Origin of the sequence: Streptomyces virginiae, assembly GCF_041432505.1 — a bacterium.
Taxonomy (GTDB): Bacteria; Actinomycetota; Actinomycetes; order Streptomycetales; family Streptomycetaceae; genus Streptomyces; species Streptomyces virginiae_A.
On sequence record NZ_CP107871.1, the window covers coordinates 1,450,450 to 1,466,585 of the forward strand.

Sequence of the window (16,136 nt, forward strand, 5' to 3'; positions counted from 1 at the left end):
TCCACTCGCATCGTTTGTGCGTCGCATGATGGAGGTATGAACGAGTCCGCACAGCCCGGCGAGATCCGAGAGATCGGCGAGATCGGGGAGATCCGAGAGACCGGCGGGCCCGCCGAGCCCGCGCACGGAGTCACCACCGGGGCCGTGGCACGCCGGCTGGGGGTCGCCCCTACGACGCTGCGCTCCTGGGACCGGCGGTACGGCATCGGGCCCGCCGCCCGCGAGGACGGCAGGCATCGGCGGTGGACCCCTGGGGACATCGCCGTCCTGCAGGAGATGTGCCGCCTGACCGCGTCGGGCGTGCCGCCCGCGGAGGCCGCGCGCGCCGCCCGGGCCGGGTCGGTGGCCGCCGCGCCCGTGGCCGCCTCCCCCGCGCCGACCCGTCAGCCGGGATCGGGCAACGGCCTGCCGCTCGGCGACGTGCGCCAGGAGTGCCGGGGGCTGGGGCGGGCCGCCGTCCGCCTCGATTCGCCGACCATGGACGAGATGCTCGGCTCCCTGATCGGCGAGTACGGCCTGGTCACCACCTGGGAGGAGGTGATGGTGCCGACCCTGCACGCCGTGGGACGCAAGTGGGAGACCTCGGGCGACCAGTACGTCGAGGTCGAGCACCTGCTCTCCTGGCACGTCTCGACGGCGCTGCGCCGCGTGAGCATCGGCGCGCTGTCCGGGCCCCGGGCGAGCGCTCCCCCGATCCTGCTGGCGTGCGTACCGGGCGAGCAGCACACCCTCCCGCTGGAGGCGCTCGCCGCGGGTCTCGCCGAACTGGGCCTGCCCGCGCGGATGTTCGGGGCAGCGGTGCCGCCGGAGGCGCTCGTCCAGGCCGTGCGCCGGACGGGGCCCGGCGCGGTCGTGCTGTGGGCCCAGGCCCGCTCCACCGCGCACCATGCCCTGGCCCGGCATGTCGCCGACACCGCCTGGGGGGTCAAGGGCGCCCGGGCCCGGACCACGGTCCTCCTGGCGGGCCCCGGCTGGGCGGGTCCCGCCCCCGCGCCGGGCATGCTGCGCCCCGGCGGGTTGCGGGAGGCCCTGGGCCTGCTGCGCGGACTGTGCGAGGCGGCGGCGACCGCGCCGGGAGGAGGCGGCGACGGGCCGGAAGGCGCCGGCGGAAGCGGCAGCGGGGTCCCTCAACGCTCCTGACCTGCGCGGGCCTGCTCGACCACGTCGTGGATCGCCCGGGCGACGAGTCGCGGCCGCTCGACGGCGATGCCGTGGCCGCTGTCGGTGTCGGTGACGTGCCGGGCCCGCAGTTCCTCGGCCAGGCGCCGCTGGGCGGCCAGCCAGGCCGGCCAGGTAGAACCGCCTCCGACCGCGAGGTCCCACGGACGGTCGGAGGTCAGCACGACGGCGGGCAGGCCGCGCGGCGGGGCCGGCGCCGCGCGCAGTTCCCGTACGGCGGCGGGGTAGTCGGGCGTTTCGAGGCCCTTCCCGGGGTTCGTGGATCGGATCTTGTCGATCCACGTCGCCCACTGGGCCGGTGTCAGGGTGTCCTTCAGGAACGGGGAGGCTCCGTCGACGGTCACCAGCCCGGCGGTCCGCGCCGGTTCGGTCCGCGCGTACAGCGAGGCGATCATCGCGCCCCAGGAGGCGCCGACCAGGACGTACGGCGGATGCTCACCGGCCGCGGCGAGCGTCGCCCGCAGGTCCTCGACGCCCGCCGCCGCGGTGGTGGGCCCGGGGACCGGCGTCGAGCGGTTCGGCGTGCCGTCCAGCCGGGTCGTGCCGGGGCGGTCGTAGGCGCACACCCGCGTGAACCGGGCGACCTCCGGGAGCACCGCCGACGGATCGGGCCTCGGCTCGGCTTCCGGCCGGGCGGCGTCCACGATGTGGGTCCACTCGTCCGAGGCGCCGCCGGCCCCGGACACGAGCACGACCGTGGGGGACCCGGATCCGCGACAGTCCAGCGTCACGCGGCGGCCGCCGCCGATGTCCACCGGGCGGGCCGGGTCGGGCCCGTCGTCGGCGACCGCCACGGGCACCGCCCCCGCGCACAGCGCCAGCGAGAGCGCGAGGGTGACGACGGCGGCGGACACGTGAAGGGTCCGGACCGGGCGACTTCCGAACACCCGTCCAGTCTGGCACCGGGTCCTGACCACCGACAGCCGGTGGGGTCACGGGCCGTCCTTGCCGCGGGCCGCGCGGAAGCGGGCCAGCCCCTCGGGGAGCCCGACCAGGGGGGCGGGGTAGTCGTACCGGGCCCTTTCCGGGTCGGCCAGCCGCCAGGGCTCGTGCACCGACGGGCCCGGCAGCTCGGCGAGTTCCGGGACCCAGCGCCGCACGTACGCGCCGGCGGGGTCGTACCGCTTGCCCTGGATCACCGGGTTGAGCACCCGGTTGGGGCGGCTGTCGGTCCCGGTACCGGCCACCCACTGCCAGTTGAGCTGGTTGTTGGCCACGTCGCCGTCGACCAGCAGGTCGAGGAAGTGACGGGCTCCGGCGCGCCAGTCGATGTAGAGCGTCTTGGTCAGGAAGGACGCGGCGAGCAGTCGGCCCCGGCCGGGCATCCAGCCCTCGTGGGCGAGTTGCCGCATGGCCGCGTCGACCACGGGGTAGCCGGTGCGGCCCTCCTTCCAGGCCCGCAGGTCGGCCTCGGCCGCCTTGCCGCGCCGCCAGCGGTCGGCACGGGGGCGGTAGTCCCGGACGGCCGCGCCGGGGCGGGCGGCGAGGAGTTGGTACTGGAAGTCGCGCCAGCAGAGCTGCCGTACGAAGGCCTCGGCGCCCGCTCCGCCCCGGGACCGCGCCCGGTGCACGGCCTCGGCCGCCGAGACCGCGCCGAAGTGGATGTACGGGGAGAGGCGGGAGGTGGCGTCGCCGGGGAGGTCGTCGTGGCCTTCCTCGTACCCGTCGGCGTACTCCCCGAGCCAGTCCGTGAGCCGCTGCCGGCCCTCCTGCTCGCCCCCGGTGGCCAGGCCCGCCGAGACGGAGGTGACCTCGTCGCGGGACGGAAGCTCCTCCGAGCGGATCGCGCCGGGCACCCGGACCTGCTGCGGCGCGGCGAGCGGCTCGCGCAGCCGCTCGCGCGACCAGCGTCTGAAGTAGGGCGTGAAGACGGCGAAGTGATCGGATCCGGCGGGGGTCACGGCCCCGGCGGGCAGGGCGGTGACGACGCCGTCGTGGACGTACAGCCGTCGCCCGTCGGCCTCCAGGGCGCTGCGCAGCCGCTGCTCGCGGTGCAGGGCGAAGGCGCTGCATCCGGCCGCCATGTGCACCTCGTCGGCGTCGGCCTGCCGTACGACGGCGCACACCTCGGCGACGGGGTCCCCCGAGCGCACCACGAGCCGTCCGCCGCGCTCGCGCAACCCTGCGTCGAGTCCGGCCAGGCAGTCCGCGAGGAAGGCCAGTCGGTTGGGCGCGGCGAAGCCGGCGCGGTCCACGGCCGGGTCCCGGACGAAGAGCGGGACGGTCTCGTTCCCCGAACCCAGCGCGGCGCGCAGCGGCGGATGGTCGTGGACGCGGAGGTCCGAGGTGAACAGGACGACCGAGACGTTCATGGTGCTGCTCCTGGCATCGGGCCACCGGGCGGACCCTGCGGGTGCCGCGCGGAGGTCGCTGGGCTGGCCTCGCCCGTCATTCGGCGCGGGCGGCCGCGGCGGATGCACCGGGCTCACCGGCTGCGGGCGCCGTGGACGCGGCCGGCCCGCGGTCGTCACCCGCCTCCGCCGTGCGCGCGATGTTGCGGGCCATGCCCCCGAAGACCACGGCGTGGAACGGGGAGACGCTCCACCAGTACAGGTGACCGGCCAGGCCGCGCGGGTGGAACAGCGCCCGCTGCCGGTATCGGGTGCGCCCTTCCCCGTCCTGCTCGGCGTACATCTCCAGCCAGGCCAGGCCCGGCAGCCGCATTTCGGCGCGGAGCCTGAGCAGCCGGCCGCGTTCGATCTCCTCGACCCGCCAGAAGTCCAGGGAGTCGCCGACCCTCAGGTGTGCGGCGTCGCGGCGGCCCCGGCGCAGTCCGACGCCCCCGACGAGCCGGTCGAACCAGCCGCGGACGGCCCAGGCGAGCGGGAAGGAGTACCAGCCGTTCTCCCCGCCGATGCCCTCCACGACCCGCCACAGGGCCTGCGGGGAGGCCTCGACGGTGCGCTCACGGACATCGGAGTAGAGGCTGCCGCCGGCCCAGTCCGGGTCGGTGGGCAGCGGGTCGCTGGGGGCGCCGGGCACGGAGGCGGAGGACCAGCGGGTGAGGACCTGGGCGTCGCGGACCTTCTTGAGGGCGTAGGTGAGGGCCGTGTCGAAGTCGAGGGGCGTGCCGGGCGGGTCGGGCACCCAGGTGGCGATGTCGTGCTCGTCGCAGACGACCTCGTACTTGAGTGATTCGGCGAGGGGGCGGGCGATGGCCCGGGGCACGGGGGTGACCAGGCCGACCCAGTGGCTGGACAGCCGTGGAGTGAGGACCGGTACGGGCAGGATGACCCGTTGGGGCAGCCCGTCGACGCGGGCGTAGCGTTGCATCATGTCGAGGTAGGTGAGGACGTCGGGGCCGCCGATGTCGAAGGCGCGGCTGACCTCGGCGGGCATCCGGGCGCTGCCGACCAGGTAGCGCAGCACGTCGCGGACGGCGATGGGCTGGATACGGGTGCGCACCCAGCTGGGGGTGACCATCACGGGCAGCCGCTCGGTCAGGTAGCGGAGCATCTCGAAGGAGGCCGAGCCGGAGCCGATGATGACGGCGGCGCGGAGCACGGTGGTGGGGACCCCGGAGGCCATGAGGATGCGCCCGACCTCGGCGCGGGAGCGCAGATGGGGCGAGAGGTCGTGGTCGGGCACCCCGCTCGGGGTGAGTCCGCCCAGGTAGACGATGCGGCGTACGCCGGCGGCGCGGGCCTGCTCGGCGAAGTTCCGCGCGGCCAGGCGATCGGTGTGCTCGAAGTCGCGCCCGGTGCCGAGGGCGTGCACCAGGTAGTAGGCGACGTCGACGTCCCGCAGGGCGGGGGCGAGCGACGCCGCGTCGGTGACGTCGCCGCGGACGATCTCCGCCTGCCCGGCCCAGGGGTGGTCGCGCAGTTTCTCCGGGGTGCGGGCGAGGCAGCGCACCCGGTGGCCGGCGGTGATGAGCTCGGGGACGAGCCGGCCGCCGATGTAGCCGGTGGCTCCGGTGACCAGGCACAGCGTGCCCGGGGCCGAGGGTCCTTGTGCGTCCGTCATCGAGTTGCTCCGATCGGGTGTCGCGGGTGCTCCCCCGGAGTTCTTCCGGGGGTACGGTCCGGCCGGATGCACGGACCGCCGCCCACGAGGTGATCGTGCGGAGCGCGAGCGCGCCTACTTCGGCATGAGGACCGTGTCGACGATGTAGACGGTGGCGTTGGCGGTGGGGACGTTGCCGCAGACCACGGTGGAGGAGCTGTTCACCTGATAGGCGGTGCCCGAGCCCTTGGTGGTGATCATTCCCTTCTGGAGGGTCTGGAAGGAACCGCTGCCCAGCTGCGTCGGGGTGAGCTTCTCGCCCACCACGTGGTAGGTGAGGATCTTGGTCAGGGTCTCCTTGTCCGCCAGGACCTTGTCCAGGTCCGCCTTCGGGATCTTCGCGAACGCGTCGTTCGTCGGCGCGAACACCGTGATGTTCTGGGCGTTGTTCAACGTGTCCACCAGCCCGGCCTTCTTCACGGCCGCGACCAGGGTCGACAGCGCCGGGTTGTTCGAGGCGGCGGTGGCGACCGGGTCCTGCGCCATGCCGTCGAAGGAACCCGCGCCGCTCTTGGGCACCGAGGCGCACGCGGTACCGAACGGAGCGTCCGTTCCCGCGCCGGTGTCGCCGATCGGATCGGGTGAAGAGACCGCGTCGGGAGCGGCGGCCCCCTCATTGCTCGTACTCTCCTCCGAACAGGCGGACAGTGCCAGCGGAAGCAGCACTGCGGCGGTCACGGCGAGGGCGGCACGACGGAAGGTGTGAATGCTCATGGTCTCTCCTGCGGCTACGGGACCCACCCATCGGTGAATCACGTCGGCCATTCGGCACGGCCCCTCATCCGGATGCCCCCCTCACCCGAACGAGTGGCAGCTCGCACAAGCTGTCGATCGACGGTCCGGGGGCTGCCGAAGGCACCGCCCGCCGCGACCCATCCGCCTGCCCCTCGGCTCCGAATGAGCCGTGCAACCGAGTACTCCTGGAGGACCTCCCCGGTGAGAGAGAACGTGCGCATAGGCCGGCATCCGTCGGCCGCTCCCGACCTGCCGGAACTGATGGGCCGGGTGGCCCGCGGTGATCAGCAGGCGTTCACGGCCGTCTTCGAGGCGGTGTCGGGTCCCGTACTGGGCCTCGTACGGACCGTGTTGCGGGACCCGGCCCAGTCCGAGGAGGTCGCCCAGGAGGTTCTGGTCGAGCTCTGGCGGACGGCCGCCCGCTACCAACCCGCGCGGGGCTCGGTGATGAACTGGGTGCTGACCCTGGCCCACCGCCGGGCCGTCGACCGGGTGCGTTCCGCGCAGGCGTCGACCAACCGCGAGAAGCGGGCGGCGTTGCTGGACCACACCACCGCCTACGACGAGGTGGTGGAGCAGGTGGAGAGCCGGCTGGAACGCGAGCAGGTACGGCGTTGTCTGCACGGACTCAGCGAGATGCAGCGCCAGGCGGTCACTCTGGCGTACTACCGCGGCCTGACCCACCGGGAGGTCGCGGAGTTGCTGGCCCTTCCGTTGGGTACCGTGAAGACACGGCTGCGCGACGGGCTCATCCGGCTTCGTGACTGCCTGGGGGTGGGCGTGTGAACACCGCGGATCTGCACACGTTGACGGGCGCGTACGTGCTCGACGCCCTGGATCCGGGCGAGCGGGCCGCCGTCGAGCGGCACCTCGCCGACTGCGCGTCCTGCGCCCAGGAGGTCCGGGAGTTCTCCGAGACCGTGACACGCCTCGGGCTCGCCGTCGCGGCGCCGCCGAGTGCCGCGCTGCGCGACGAGGTGATGCGTCGGATCGCGACGGTACGCCAGGATCCGCCCACGACGGCGCGGACCGGTCGCGGCGGCCACGTACGGCCCCGCTGGCGGCCCGTGCCGAGCTGGGCCCTGGCGGCCTGCCTCGCCGGGGCCGTGGCGCTGGGCGGTGTCGCCGTGGCGCAGTACCAGCAGGCCGAGGACGCCCGGCAGCAGGCGCAGCAGGCCCGGATCGCGAACGACGCCGTGGGCGCGGTCCTCGCGGCCGCCGACGCCCGGGTGGCCACGGCGCCGCTGCGGGACGGAGCGGTGGGCACCGTGGTGGTCTCGGACTCCCGTAACCAGGCGGTCTTCGCGGCCTCCGGGCTGCCGGCGCCGCCCGGCGGGAAGGTGTACCAGCTCTGGTACAACGACGGCGGCAAGATGCGTCCGGCGGGCCTGATGGGCTCCGGTGCCCCGGCGACGGCCACGCTGCTCGAGGGTCCGGTCGGCAAGGCGTCGGGGATGGGTGTCACCGTCGAACCGGCCGGTGGCTCGCCGCAGCCGACCTCGGCTCCGGTGGCCCTGCTGAACTTCCCGACGGCCTGACCGACCTCCGGGCCCTCGGCGCCGGGGCCCGGTGCCGAGGGCCGGTGCCGGTCAGGCCGTGACGGATGCCCGGAAGCGGTTGCGGTACTCCGTCGGGGTCGTGTCGAGCTTGCGGCGGAAGGCACGGACGAGGGTGTCGGTCGTGTTGAAGCCGCAGACGGTGGCGACGCGTTCGAGGGTGTCGTCCGTGGACTCCAGCCGGTTGCGGGCCACTTCGACCCGGGCGGATTCGATGTAGGCGGCCGGGGTCATGCCCAGTTCCGTCTTGAAGATCCGGGTGAGCTGCCGTTCGCCGACGTGCGCCTGTTCGGCGAGGTCGGCGACGGTCAGCTGCTCGGCGATGTTGCGGGTGATGTAGTGGCGCAGGTCCTCGATGCGCCGCGTGGTCGACACCGGTTCGAGCGGGACGCTGAACTGGCTCTGACCGCTCGGCCGTTTCAGGTACATCACCAGCTGGCGGGCGACGCGCAGGGCGACGGCCTCACCGAAGTCGTCGGCGACGAGGGCGAGCGAGAGGTCGAGGCAGGCGCTGATGCCGGCGCCGGTCCACACGTCCCGGTCCCGGATGAAGATCGGGTCGGCGTCGACCTGGATCGAGGGGTGCTCGTCGGCGAGTTGGCGGGCGGTCGACCAGTGGGTGGTGGCCCGCCTGCCGTCCAGCAGCCCGGCGTCGGCGAGGATGTGCGCGCCCACGCAGACGGATGCGACGCGCCGGGCCGTGGCGGCGAGGGTCCGCACCCGGTCGACCACGGCGGGGTCGGCGAGGGCGCGGACCCGGCCCCGTTCGTCCACCTCGACCGACCCGGGCACCAGCAGGGTGTCGATGCTCCGCCCGGCCACCTCCCGGAAGGTGGTGTCCGGGAGGATGCGGACACCGGCGGAGGTGGTGACGGGGTCCATGGTCTCGGCGGCCAGGGCCACCCGGTAGCCCGACTCCTCGCCCAGCTCCCGCCGCAGCAGGGCGAACACCTCCGGCGGGCCGGTGACGTCCAGCAGGTCGACGCCGTCGAAGAGGACGACGACGATGAACCGTCCCACGCTGCTCAAGGGGTGGTCTCCGTTCGGTGCGACGACGGTCATGTCAGCCTCCACCGTATGTCGGTTTCTGCGGGTTGGATGACATTGCCGACATCCGGGGGCGGTCATAGCGTGGAGGGCACGGCCGCCGCTCCGCGGCCGGAACCCCACGCACGACACCCCAGGAGGGTATGTCCATGTCCAGCACGACCTTGCGCGATCTGAGCGGCCTCGACGCGAGCCCGGCGTCGCCGTCCGAGGCGACGCTGATCCTGATCGACTACCAGAACACCTACACCCGGGGCGTGATGGAGCTGACGGGGTGGGAAGCCGCCCTCGACGCCGGCGCCGCGCTGCTGGAGCGGGCCCGTGCGGCCGGGGCGAAGGTCATCCATGTGATCAACGACGGCGGCGAGGGAAGCCCGTACGACATCCGGGCCGAGATCGGCCGGATCCATCCGCGGGTGGCCCCGGTCGAAGGCGAGGTCGTGGTCGTCAAGACGGTCCCCGACGGGTTCGTCCGAACCGACCTGGGCGACCATGTCGACGCCGCCGGCCACAAGGACGTCCTCCTCGCCGGGTTCATGACCCACATGTGCGTGGCTTTCACCGCGCAGGGCGCGTTCCTGCGGGGCAACCGGCCCACGGTGGTCGCGGACGCGTGCGCGACCCGGCCGCTGCGGACGGCGGTGGCCGAGGTGTCCGCCGAACAGCTCCACCACGCCGCGCTCGCGACGATCGCCGATCTCTACGGGGTCGTCGTCCCGTCCGTCTCCTCCCTCGGCTGAGGCGGCGGCCGGTCCGTCAGCCCGCCGTCGCCACGAGGCGTCGCAGCGCGGCCTGGGCGGGTGGGCCCCAGGTGGGCTTGCCGCCCGGGCGGCCGCGGACGCCGGCCTCGCCGATGAGGATGCCGCCGAGTGCTCGCTGCGCCGCCCAGCCACGGGCGCGGCGCCGGGTCGCGTCGTCCACGGCGGGCCGGTAGGCGGCGTGGAAGCGTTCGACGGCGCCGTCCGGCAGCAGGTTCCAGGGGGCGGCGAGGTCGCAGGCCGGATCGCCCGCGCAGAGATCACCGAAGTCGATCACGCCGCAGAGGGTGCCGCCCTCGGTGAGGACGTTGGCCGGGTGCAGGTCGCCGTGCAGCCACATCGCCGGGCCCGACCGGACGGGCGCGGCGACGGCGTCCTCCCAGACCGCGCGGACGGCGTCCGGGTCGGGGATCAGCCCCATCTCCGTGGCGGCCGCGAGTCCGTCGGCGAACGCGTCGGCGTGGTCGGCCAGTGGTCCCCCGCGGCCGTGGTTGCCCAGGGGTGCCCCTTCGGGAGCAGGTCGGTGAAGGGCCGTCAGGAAGGCGGCCAGGGCGTCGGCCGCGTCCGCGGCGTTCGTCACGGGCACGCGGTCGGCGGGCTCGCCGGGCACCCAGGTGGTGACGATCCAGGGACGCGGGAACCGCTCGGAGGGCTCTCCGATGCGCTGCGGTACGGGAACCGGCAGCGGCAGGCCCGGGGCGAGGACGGGCAGCCAGGCGTGCTCCTTGCGCAGCAGCGCGTCCGCGGACGGCGTCGCCCAGGGCAGCCGGACGGCGAGGTCCTCGCCCAGCCGCCACAGCTGGTTGTCCCAGCCGCGGGCACCGAACCGCACGGGGCGGTCCGCCAGGTCGGGGTGCTGATCGCGTAACAGGTCCCGGACCAGCTCCGCGGTGACCTCTGTCCGGTCGTGCGTCTCGGTAGGTGTCATACGCACCCACCGTAGCCGGGTCGGCCTCCGTACGGTCGGCCCGACTCAGAGTTCCTCGCCGAGCGGCAGCCGGTGGATGCCCGGCAGGTACGCGTCGAGCTCGCCCGGGGTGAACCGGGACATGCCCACGACGTGCCAGAACTCACCGGCCACATCGCCCTCGTACTTGTACCCGCCGGCCGGTGTCAGCGCCGCCCAGCCGCCCGCCATCCCCATCAACGTCGCACGGGGGGACGGCGGTTCCCCGTCCGCGGGAACGTTCCAGAGCCGTACGGTGCCGTCCTCGGCGCCGCTCGCCAGGGTCGTACCGTCCGGGGCGAAGGCGAGCGAGAGCACCCGACCGGTGTGCCCGACGAGGTCGGTCAGATGCTCGCCCGTCACGGCGTCCCACAGGGCGACGGCCCGGTCGTCGCCGCCGGTGGCCAGCAGCGGGCGGCTCGGGTGGGCGGCCACCGCCCACAGCCTGCCGCCGCGTCCGCGCAGCCGCGGACCGGCCTGCCCGTCCCGCCAGACGACGGCCGTACCGTCCCAGCTCGCGCTGGCGAGCCAGTCGCCCCCCGGGCCGTAGGCGACGCCGTACACCCGGTCGGCGTGCCCGCCGAGCTGATGCAGGAGGGCGCCGTTGCGGGCGTCCCACACCCGGACGAAACTGTCGTCGCAGCCGGTGGCCAGGACATCGGCGTCCGAGCGGAAGGCGATGGAGCGGACCCGGCCCCGGTGCTGGGTCAGCGTCGACACGGGCGAACCCGTGGGCCGGAACCAGACGCGGACGGAATCGTCGTCGTTGGCGGTGGCGAGCAGGGTCCCGTCGGCGTTGAAGGCCTCCGCCCAGACGTGCTCGGTCTCGGCGTCGAGCTCCCTGAGGTACTCGCCGCCCACCGGGTTCCACAGGTACATGTCGCCGTCGTTGCTGGCCGTGGCCAGGACGGCTTCGACCGGGCTGAAGGCCGCCGAGACCAGCCGGTCGCCGCGCCCGGTGAGTTCGTCCGTACGGCGGCCCGTGCGCGTCTCCCACAGCCGTACGACCCCGTCGTTGCCGGCCGCCGCCAGCTGCGTGCCGTCCGCGCTGAAGGCGACCCCGCTGATCCGGCGGCCGTGGCCGCGCAGGATGCGCTTGCCCTGACCGGTGGCCGCGTCCCAGATCTGCGCGCCGCCGTCGTTGCCGACGGTGAGCAACTGGCTGTCGCCGGGCCGGAAGGCGCACGCCCAGGCGGTGCCGCGGTGCTCGGTCGGCTGCTGGGGGTGAAGGGCGATCGTGTACCCGTGGGGGCGCCCGGTGACCGTCCACAGCCGGACCGCGCCGTTGCTGTCGCAGGCGGCGAGGAGCTTCCCGTCGTCGCCGAAGAGCACCTGGTAGACGGCGCCGGTGCCCCGTTCGAGGACTCCGGCGGGGGTGCCGACCACCGGGTCCCAGAGCCGGATCTGGCCGTCCGTGTCACCACTGGCCAGGAGGTTTCCCTCGGGGTGGAAGTCGAGGACGTACACGCGCCCGGTGTGTCCGGTGAACTCGTGCAGCAGCCGCGCGTCGGCCGTCCGCCAGATCCGCACCGTGCCGCCCTGTCCGGGACCGCCCCGGTCGGCGGTGGCGAAGAGGGTTCCGTCGGGGCTGAACCGGGCCCGGTAGACGGCGCCTTGATGGCCCTCGATCTCGCGGACGCAGTGCCCGGTCGTCAGGTCCCACAGTCGTGCCTTCGCGCCCGCGTCCCCGGTGAGCAGCAGGCCGTCGGGTCCGTACACCGCGGTGTAGACGGGCGCGGTGTGGCCCGGCATCCGGTGCAGGGGCTCGCCGGTGGCCACGTCCCAGACCGTCACCAGGCCCTCGCGGTCGCCCGTGGCGAGCAGCGTGCCGGCCGCGTCGAAGGAGACCGGCCACACCCCGTCGGGGTGGACCCGCAGATGGTGGCGGCAGACCCCGGTCACCGGGTCCCAGAGCCGCACCGCGCCGTCGGAGCCGCCGGTGGCGATGACGTCCGGCCGGAACTTCACCGCGTACACGCGCCCTTCGTGCCCCTGGAGGGTGCGCACGGCCCGGCCGTCGTCGGCGCCGCAGACCAGAACGGAGCCGTCCTCGCTGCCGACCGCGAGGAGCTCGCCGTCGCTGCTGTAGGCGATGGGTTCGGGAAGGCGGCTCGTGCGCATGCCGAACCCGTACGGGACCCCGACGGCGGAGGGCCGGAACCCGGCGTCCACGGGCATCCCGGGGGCGATCGCGGCGGTCCCCAGCTCGGGGGCGGCCCGTACCTCGTCGTCCATCGTCACGTCGATGAGCGCCGCCCGGTGCCAGCGGCTGCCGGTCAGCAGGGCGCCCCGTAGATCGGTCCGGGTCAGCCGCGCCCGGCTGAGGTTCGCACCGGACAGGTCGGCCCGGCTCAGGTCGGCCCGGTCGAGACGGGCGCCGGTCAGCCGGGTGCCCCGCAGCAGGGCGCCGGAGAGGTTGGCGCCGATCAGCCGGGCGTCCGTCAGATCGGCGTCGGTGAGGTCGACCCCGGAGAAGTCGCGGTGCGAGAGGTCCTCACCGGCCAGCCGGGCGCCCCGCAGATCGGCGTTGGCCGGTACCCGCAGCCGGTCGGAGATCCGTACGGCGTTGGCGCGGGCGGCCTCGCCGACCGCCCGCCCCGGGGAGTCGAGGACCTCGCGCACCCAGCGGGCGCATTGCTCGTGGTCGGCGAGGTCGCAGAAGAACTCGACGGCCAGCTGGCTGAGCGGGCGTGCGAGGAGCACGGTGTGCTGCCCGCGGGCGAGCTGGCGGGCGGCCTCCCGCGCCACCAGCCATTCGACGACGGAGCCGTGGATGAACTGGAAGACCCCGTCGTCGCTGCGGACCAGCAGGCTGCCCGCGCCGACCGCCTGGGCGCGCTCGGACGCGGTGAGCGGGGACTCGGTGAGTTCGCTGAGGGTGCCGGCCACGGTCTCGGTGAGCTCGTCGAGCCGTAGGGCGCTGCGGCCGCTCTCCCACAGCCGCCAGGCCAGCGCGGTCACCGCCGCCCACAGCTGGTCGAGGGTGAGCCCGGGCGGCGCGCCGGGACCGCCCTGACCGCGCCGTTCCTCGTGACCGAGCCAGGAGGTGAACACGTCCTCGTACAGTCGGGCGGGGCTGAGCGCGCGGCCCGCTCCGGCGACCGCGCGCAGTTGGTCCTGGCTCAGGTCGGCGACGAAGGAGAGCAGCCGGGGATTGCGGCAGAGCATCAGGAGGTCGGGGATGTTGCGCAGGAGCTGGTAGCGACGGTCGGCGGCCTGCTCGTCGCCGTAGCTGCGGACGAGGTAGGAGCGGATCTGCGCCGGGGTGAAGCCCTCGACGGCCAGGATCCTGCGTTGCGGGAGCAGACCGACGCGCTCGCCGAGCGCGGTGAGGACCTGGGCGTGCGACTTGAAGTGCTGGGTGCGGCTGCTGACGACGATCTTGGCGTGGTCGACGGCGGCGTCGAGGAGGACCTGGAGGTGGTCGGCGGCCCGGTCGTAGCTGACCCGGTTGACCAGTTCGTCGAAGCCGTCGAAGAGCAGGACGACGCGGCCCTGGGCCAGCATGTAGCGCAGGGCGCGCAGGTCGATGGTGTCGACGTCGTGGCCGGCCAGGTGCGCGGCGACCAGGCCTTCGAGGCTGTGCGCCCGGTCCAGGGAGTTGAGCGGGATCAGCAGCGGGGTCAGGTGCGGGAGCTGTTCGGGGATGCGTCGGGCGAGCTCGCGCAGGGCGAAGGTCTTGCCGTGTCCGAAGTCGCCGAGGAGCAGGACGAACCGGCCGTGGTCGGATTCGAGGAGTTCCAGCAGCTCCTCGACGAGTCCGTCACGTTCTTGACCGGCACCGCCCTGGCCGTCGGGGCGGTCGGCGTCGCGGTAGCGCTGGGGGAGGTAGAGGCCGGGGGCGTACTGCTCGCTGCCGCTGAGCCGGGCCGTCTGCGCGGCGACGTAGCCCCGCAGGTCGAGCAGGCCCTGGAACTCGATGAAGCTGCGGACCCGGACGCGGACGCCGTGGGCGGCGGCCCGGCGGCGCAGTCCGGCGGCCGGGGCGTCGCCCGCGTAGACCAGGACGGCCTCGGAGCCGGTGTCGGTGGCGTGCACCTGGGCGATGAAGCGGTCCAGTTCCTCCTCGGTGGGGCTCCCCGGGTGGACGGCTATGCGTTGCTGCTGGACGACGCCGTCCTCCTGCTCCCGCCAGGTGGCCATGATCTGCGCCATGTCGGCCGGTTCGCGGCGCGGGACGTCTCGCAGCCGTACGCCTTCCCGGCGCACCCGGCAGATCTCCTTGACGCGCTCGGCGAGCGAGGCGGCCGGATCGTCCAGCGGAGCCCGTCCGTCGGGCCGCTCGACGTCGATGACGGGGGGCAGTTCCGGTACGGGGAAGACCCGGCGGGTCTGTCGCCATGCGGCGGGGAAGGTCTCGGACGCGGAGGTGATCCGGTCGTCCCAGCGGGTCACGCCCTGGGCGTCGATCCGGAGCAGCTGGAACCGGGCGGGGGCGGCGGAGCCGTACAGGGGCAGCTCGCCGGTGGCTCCGGCGGCCGCGGCGCCGGTGGCCCCGGCGAGCTGGGTGCGGCTGGGGGCCGAGGTGGTGCTGCGCGGGCCGCCGGTCGGGCCGTGCAGCAGCAGGTGCAGCCGTGGGGCGGCGAGCCGGGCGAAGGTGTCGGCGTCCCGCAGCCCGCCGGGGCCGCCGACCGCGTCGCCGGGGCGGCGGCCGTCGGTGAGCGGGTGGCGGAGCGCGCCGACGCGCAGCCAGCCCTCCTCCTCGTAGCGGCGCATGGCTTCGGCGAACCAGGCGGCCTGGTCGCGGCCGATGAAGCCGTATTGCTCCTCGGGGCGGTGGCTGTAGGCCATGGAGGAGTTGAATCCGGCGACGACCGTGCTCAGTTCGGGCACGGGGAAGAGCGTCCAGGGCTGGTCGCTGTCGAAGACGGTGTCCAGGCCCTGGTAGAGGCCGCGGAACAGCCGGGTGTAGTGGCGCCATTTGGGCCAGTAGGGCGGCTGCGGTGCGACCTCGTCGGCCTCGCAGGTGTGGAAGTAGGCCTGGGAGGCGGCCTGGTTCACGTCCTGCGCGCCCGGTACCACCATCACGCGCTGGGGGGACAGGTCGAGCTGGGACCGTAAGGCGGTGAGGAAGCTGAGGGCCTGGTCGCATTCGCGCGGGCTGCCGGACGCGGTGAGGTCGCCGGTGACGACCATCAGATCGGGGGCGGGTGCCCCGGCGTCCCTGAGCATGATGAGGTCGCCGCGAATCTGCCGGCTGAGCGAGTCGGGTTCGCGGCCGCGACCGAAGTCGGGCCCGGCCAGGTGCAGGACGGTCACGGCGTCCTGCGGGTCGTGGCCGGCCGCGGCGGCCTGCGGGTAGAGCGGCGCCCTGGCCGGCCGCCGGCGCCCGGACCAGCCGGGGCCGGCGAGCGCGCTCGGCTGCGGCTGCCCGGGGTTGGGCTGCTCCGGGTGGCGGACGGGTCCGGGCCCGCTCCCCGGATAGCCGGGGCGGCGGCCCGGGCGGGCATGGCCGTCGACGGCCTGGCCGACGCGGTTCAGCAGCAGGGAGCGGGCCGCGTCGATGTCGGCGACGCCGACGAGGTCGACGTAGGTGATCGTGGCGAGGAGTCCCTCGATCGGGATCTCGTCCACCCGGACGGTCAACAGCCTCCGTTCGGGCGACTCGGGCGAGGCCCGGAGCGCGGCCTGCCATTCCATGCGACCGTAGGTGGAACGCTCGTAGTGGCGTGACAGTACGGCGATGACCGCCAGGGACTCGCTGACGCCCCGGTCCATGAAGTCTATGAAGTTGGTTCCCGGTACGAAGTCCCAGGCCTGCACCACCGTGCGGTAGCCGGCTTCCTCCAGGGTCCAGGCGATCCACGCGGCCCATTGCTCGTCTGCCGGGGAGTAACTGATGAAGAAGTCGAACTCTCTTGCGGGAGCGCCGAATTGCCCGTCCGTCATCATGGGTCCATCGTAGGGCCG

The 16,136-nt window shown here is 74.1% G+C and carries 11 protein-coding genes; 4 read left to right on the forward strand and 7 right to left on the reverse strand.

Annotated elements, in window-relative coordinates; all coding sequences use genetic code 11:
• Positions 1–36 precede the first annotated feature (36 nt).
• Positions 37–1,140 carry a MerR family transcriptional regulator gene (locus tag OG624_RS06735; protein ID WP_051763747.1) on the forward strand — a complete coding sequence of 368 codons (1,104 nt, stop codon included), beginning with the start codon at positions 37–39 and terminating at the stop codon, positions 1,138–1,140.
• Here OG624_RS06735 and OG624_RS06740 read toward each other — a convergent pair.
• From OG624_RS06740 to OG624_RS06755, 4 genes are all read right to left on the reverse strand, one after another.
• Positions 1,128–2,066, reverse strand: coding sequence for an alpha/beta fold hydrolase (locus OG624_RS06740; RefSeq protein ID WP_063734228.1), 939 nt, complete (start codon positions 2,064–2,066; stop codon positions 1,128–1,130). The genes OG624_RS06735 and OG624_RS06740 overlap by 13 nt on opposite strands.
• Before the next feature lie 45 nt (positions 2,067–2,111).
• On the reverse strand, positions 2,112–3,491 hold the full coding sequence (locus OG624_RS06745) for a cryptochrome/photolyase family protein (RefSeq protein ID WP_033225121.1): 1,380 nt from the start codon (positions 3,489–3,491) through the stop codon (positions 2,112–2,114).
• Between the two features lie 76 nt (positions 3,492–3,567).
• The gene (locus OG624_RS06750) at positions 3,568–5,145 is read right to left on the reverse strand and encodes an SDR family oxidoreductase (protein WP_051763751.1); all 1,578 of its coding nucleotides are present in this window, start codon (positions 5,143–5,145) and stop codon (positions 3,568–3,570) included.
• 114 nt (positions 5,146–5,259) lie between these two features.
• On the reverse strand, positions 5,260–5,898 hold the full coding sequence (locus OG624_RS06755) for a fasciclin domain-containing protein (protein ID WP_033225122.1): 639 nt from the start codon (positions 5,896–5,898) through the stop codon (positions 5,260–5,262).
• Between the two features lie 222 nt (positions 5,899–6,120).
• Here OG624_RS06755 and OG624_RS06760 point away from each other — a divergent pair, with 222 nt between their 5' ends.
• Together OG624_RS06760 and OG624_RS06765 are read left to right on the forward strand one after the other, a co-directional pair.
• Positions 6,121–6,705: a sigma-70 family RNA polymerase sigma factor gene (locus OG624_RS06760; protein WP_033225123.1), complete on the forward strand. Its 585-nt coding sequence runs from the start codon at positions 6,121–6,123 to the stop codon at positions 6,703–6,705.
• Positions 6,702–7,457, forward strand: coding sequence for an anti-sigma factor (locus tag OG624_RS06765; RefSeq protein WP_033225124.1), 756 nt, complete (start codon positions 6,702–6,704; stop codon positions 7,455–7,457). The genes OG624_RS06760 and OG624_RS06765 overlap by 4 nt, the downstream gene beginning before the upstream one ends.
• Before the next feature lie 51 nt (positions 7,458–7,508).
• On the opposite strand, the gene OG624_RS06770 is transcribed toward OG624_RS06765, so the two are convergent.
• Entirely contained in the window at positions 7,509–8,504 is a 996-nt protein-coding gene (locus OG624_RS06770) for a GlxA family transcriptional regulator (RefSeq protein ID WP_033225165.1), read from the reverse strand.
• 167 nt (positions 8,505–8,671) lie between these two features.
• On the opposite strand from OG624_RS06770, the gene OG624_RS06775 reads away from it, so the two are divergent.
• Positions 8,672–9,262: an isochorismatase family protein gene (locus tag OG624_RS06775; RefSeq protein ID WP_033225167.1), complete on the forward strand. Its 591-nt coding sequence runs from the start codon at positions 8,672–8,674 to the stop codon at positions 9,260–9,262.
• Between the two features lie 16 nt (positions 9,263–9,278).
• On the opposite strand, the gene OG624_RS06780 is transcribed toward OG624_RS06775, so the two are convergent.
• Both OG624_RS06780 and OG624_RS06785 read right to left on the reverse strand, forming a co-directional pair.
• Complete coding sequence (locus tag OG624_RS06780; RefSeq protein WP_033225126.1) at positions 9,279–10,208, reverse strand: aminoglycoside phosphotransferase family protein; 930 nt, start codon at positions 10,206–10,208, stop codon at positions 9,279–9,281.
• 45 nt (positions 10,209–10,253) lie between these two features.
• Positions 10,254–16,115: a TIR domain-containing protein gene (locus OG624_RS06785; RefSeq protein ID WP_033225170.1), complete on the reverse strand. Its 5,862-nt coding sequence runs from the start codon at positions 16,113–16,115 to the stop codon at positions 10,254–10,256.
• Positions 16,116–16,136: the final 21 nt, after the last annotated feature.

What these genes read in the sequence shown, in the direction of transcription:
- OG624_RS06735 (WP_051763747.1), top strand. Translation starts at nt 37, where the DNA reads ATGAACGAGTCCGCACAGCCCGGCGAGATCCGAGAGATCGGCGAGATC.
- OG624_RS06780 (WP_033225126.1), bottom strand. Translation starts at nt 10,208, where the DNA reads ATGACACCTACCGAGACGCACGACCGGACAGAGGTCACCGCGGAGCTG.
- OG624_RS06755 (WP_033225122.1), bottom strand. Translation starts at nt 5,898, where the DNA reads ATGAGCATTCACACCTTCCGTCGTGCCGCCCTCGCCGTGACCGCCGCA.
- OG624_RS06745 (WP_033225121.1), bottom strand. Translation starts at nt 3,491, where the DNA reads ATGAACGTCTCGGTCGTCCTGTTCACCTCGGACCTCCGCGTCCACGAC.
- OG624_RS06775 (WP_033225167.1), top strand. Translation starts at nt 8,672, where the DNA reads ATGTCCAGCACGACCTTGCGCGATCTGAGCGGCCTCGACGCGAGCCCG.
- OG624_RS06750 (WP_051763751.1), bottom strand. Translation starts at nt 5,145, where the DNA reads ATGACGGACGCACAAGGACCCTCGGCCCCGGGCACGCTGTGCCTGGTC.
- OG624_RS06785 (WP_033225170.1), bottom strand. Translation starts at nt 16,115, where the DNA reads ATGACGGACGGGCAATTCGGCGCTCCCGCAAGAGAGTTCGACTTCTTC.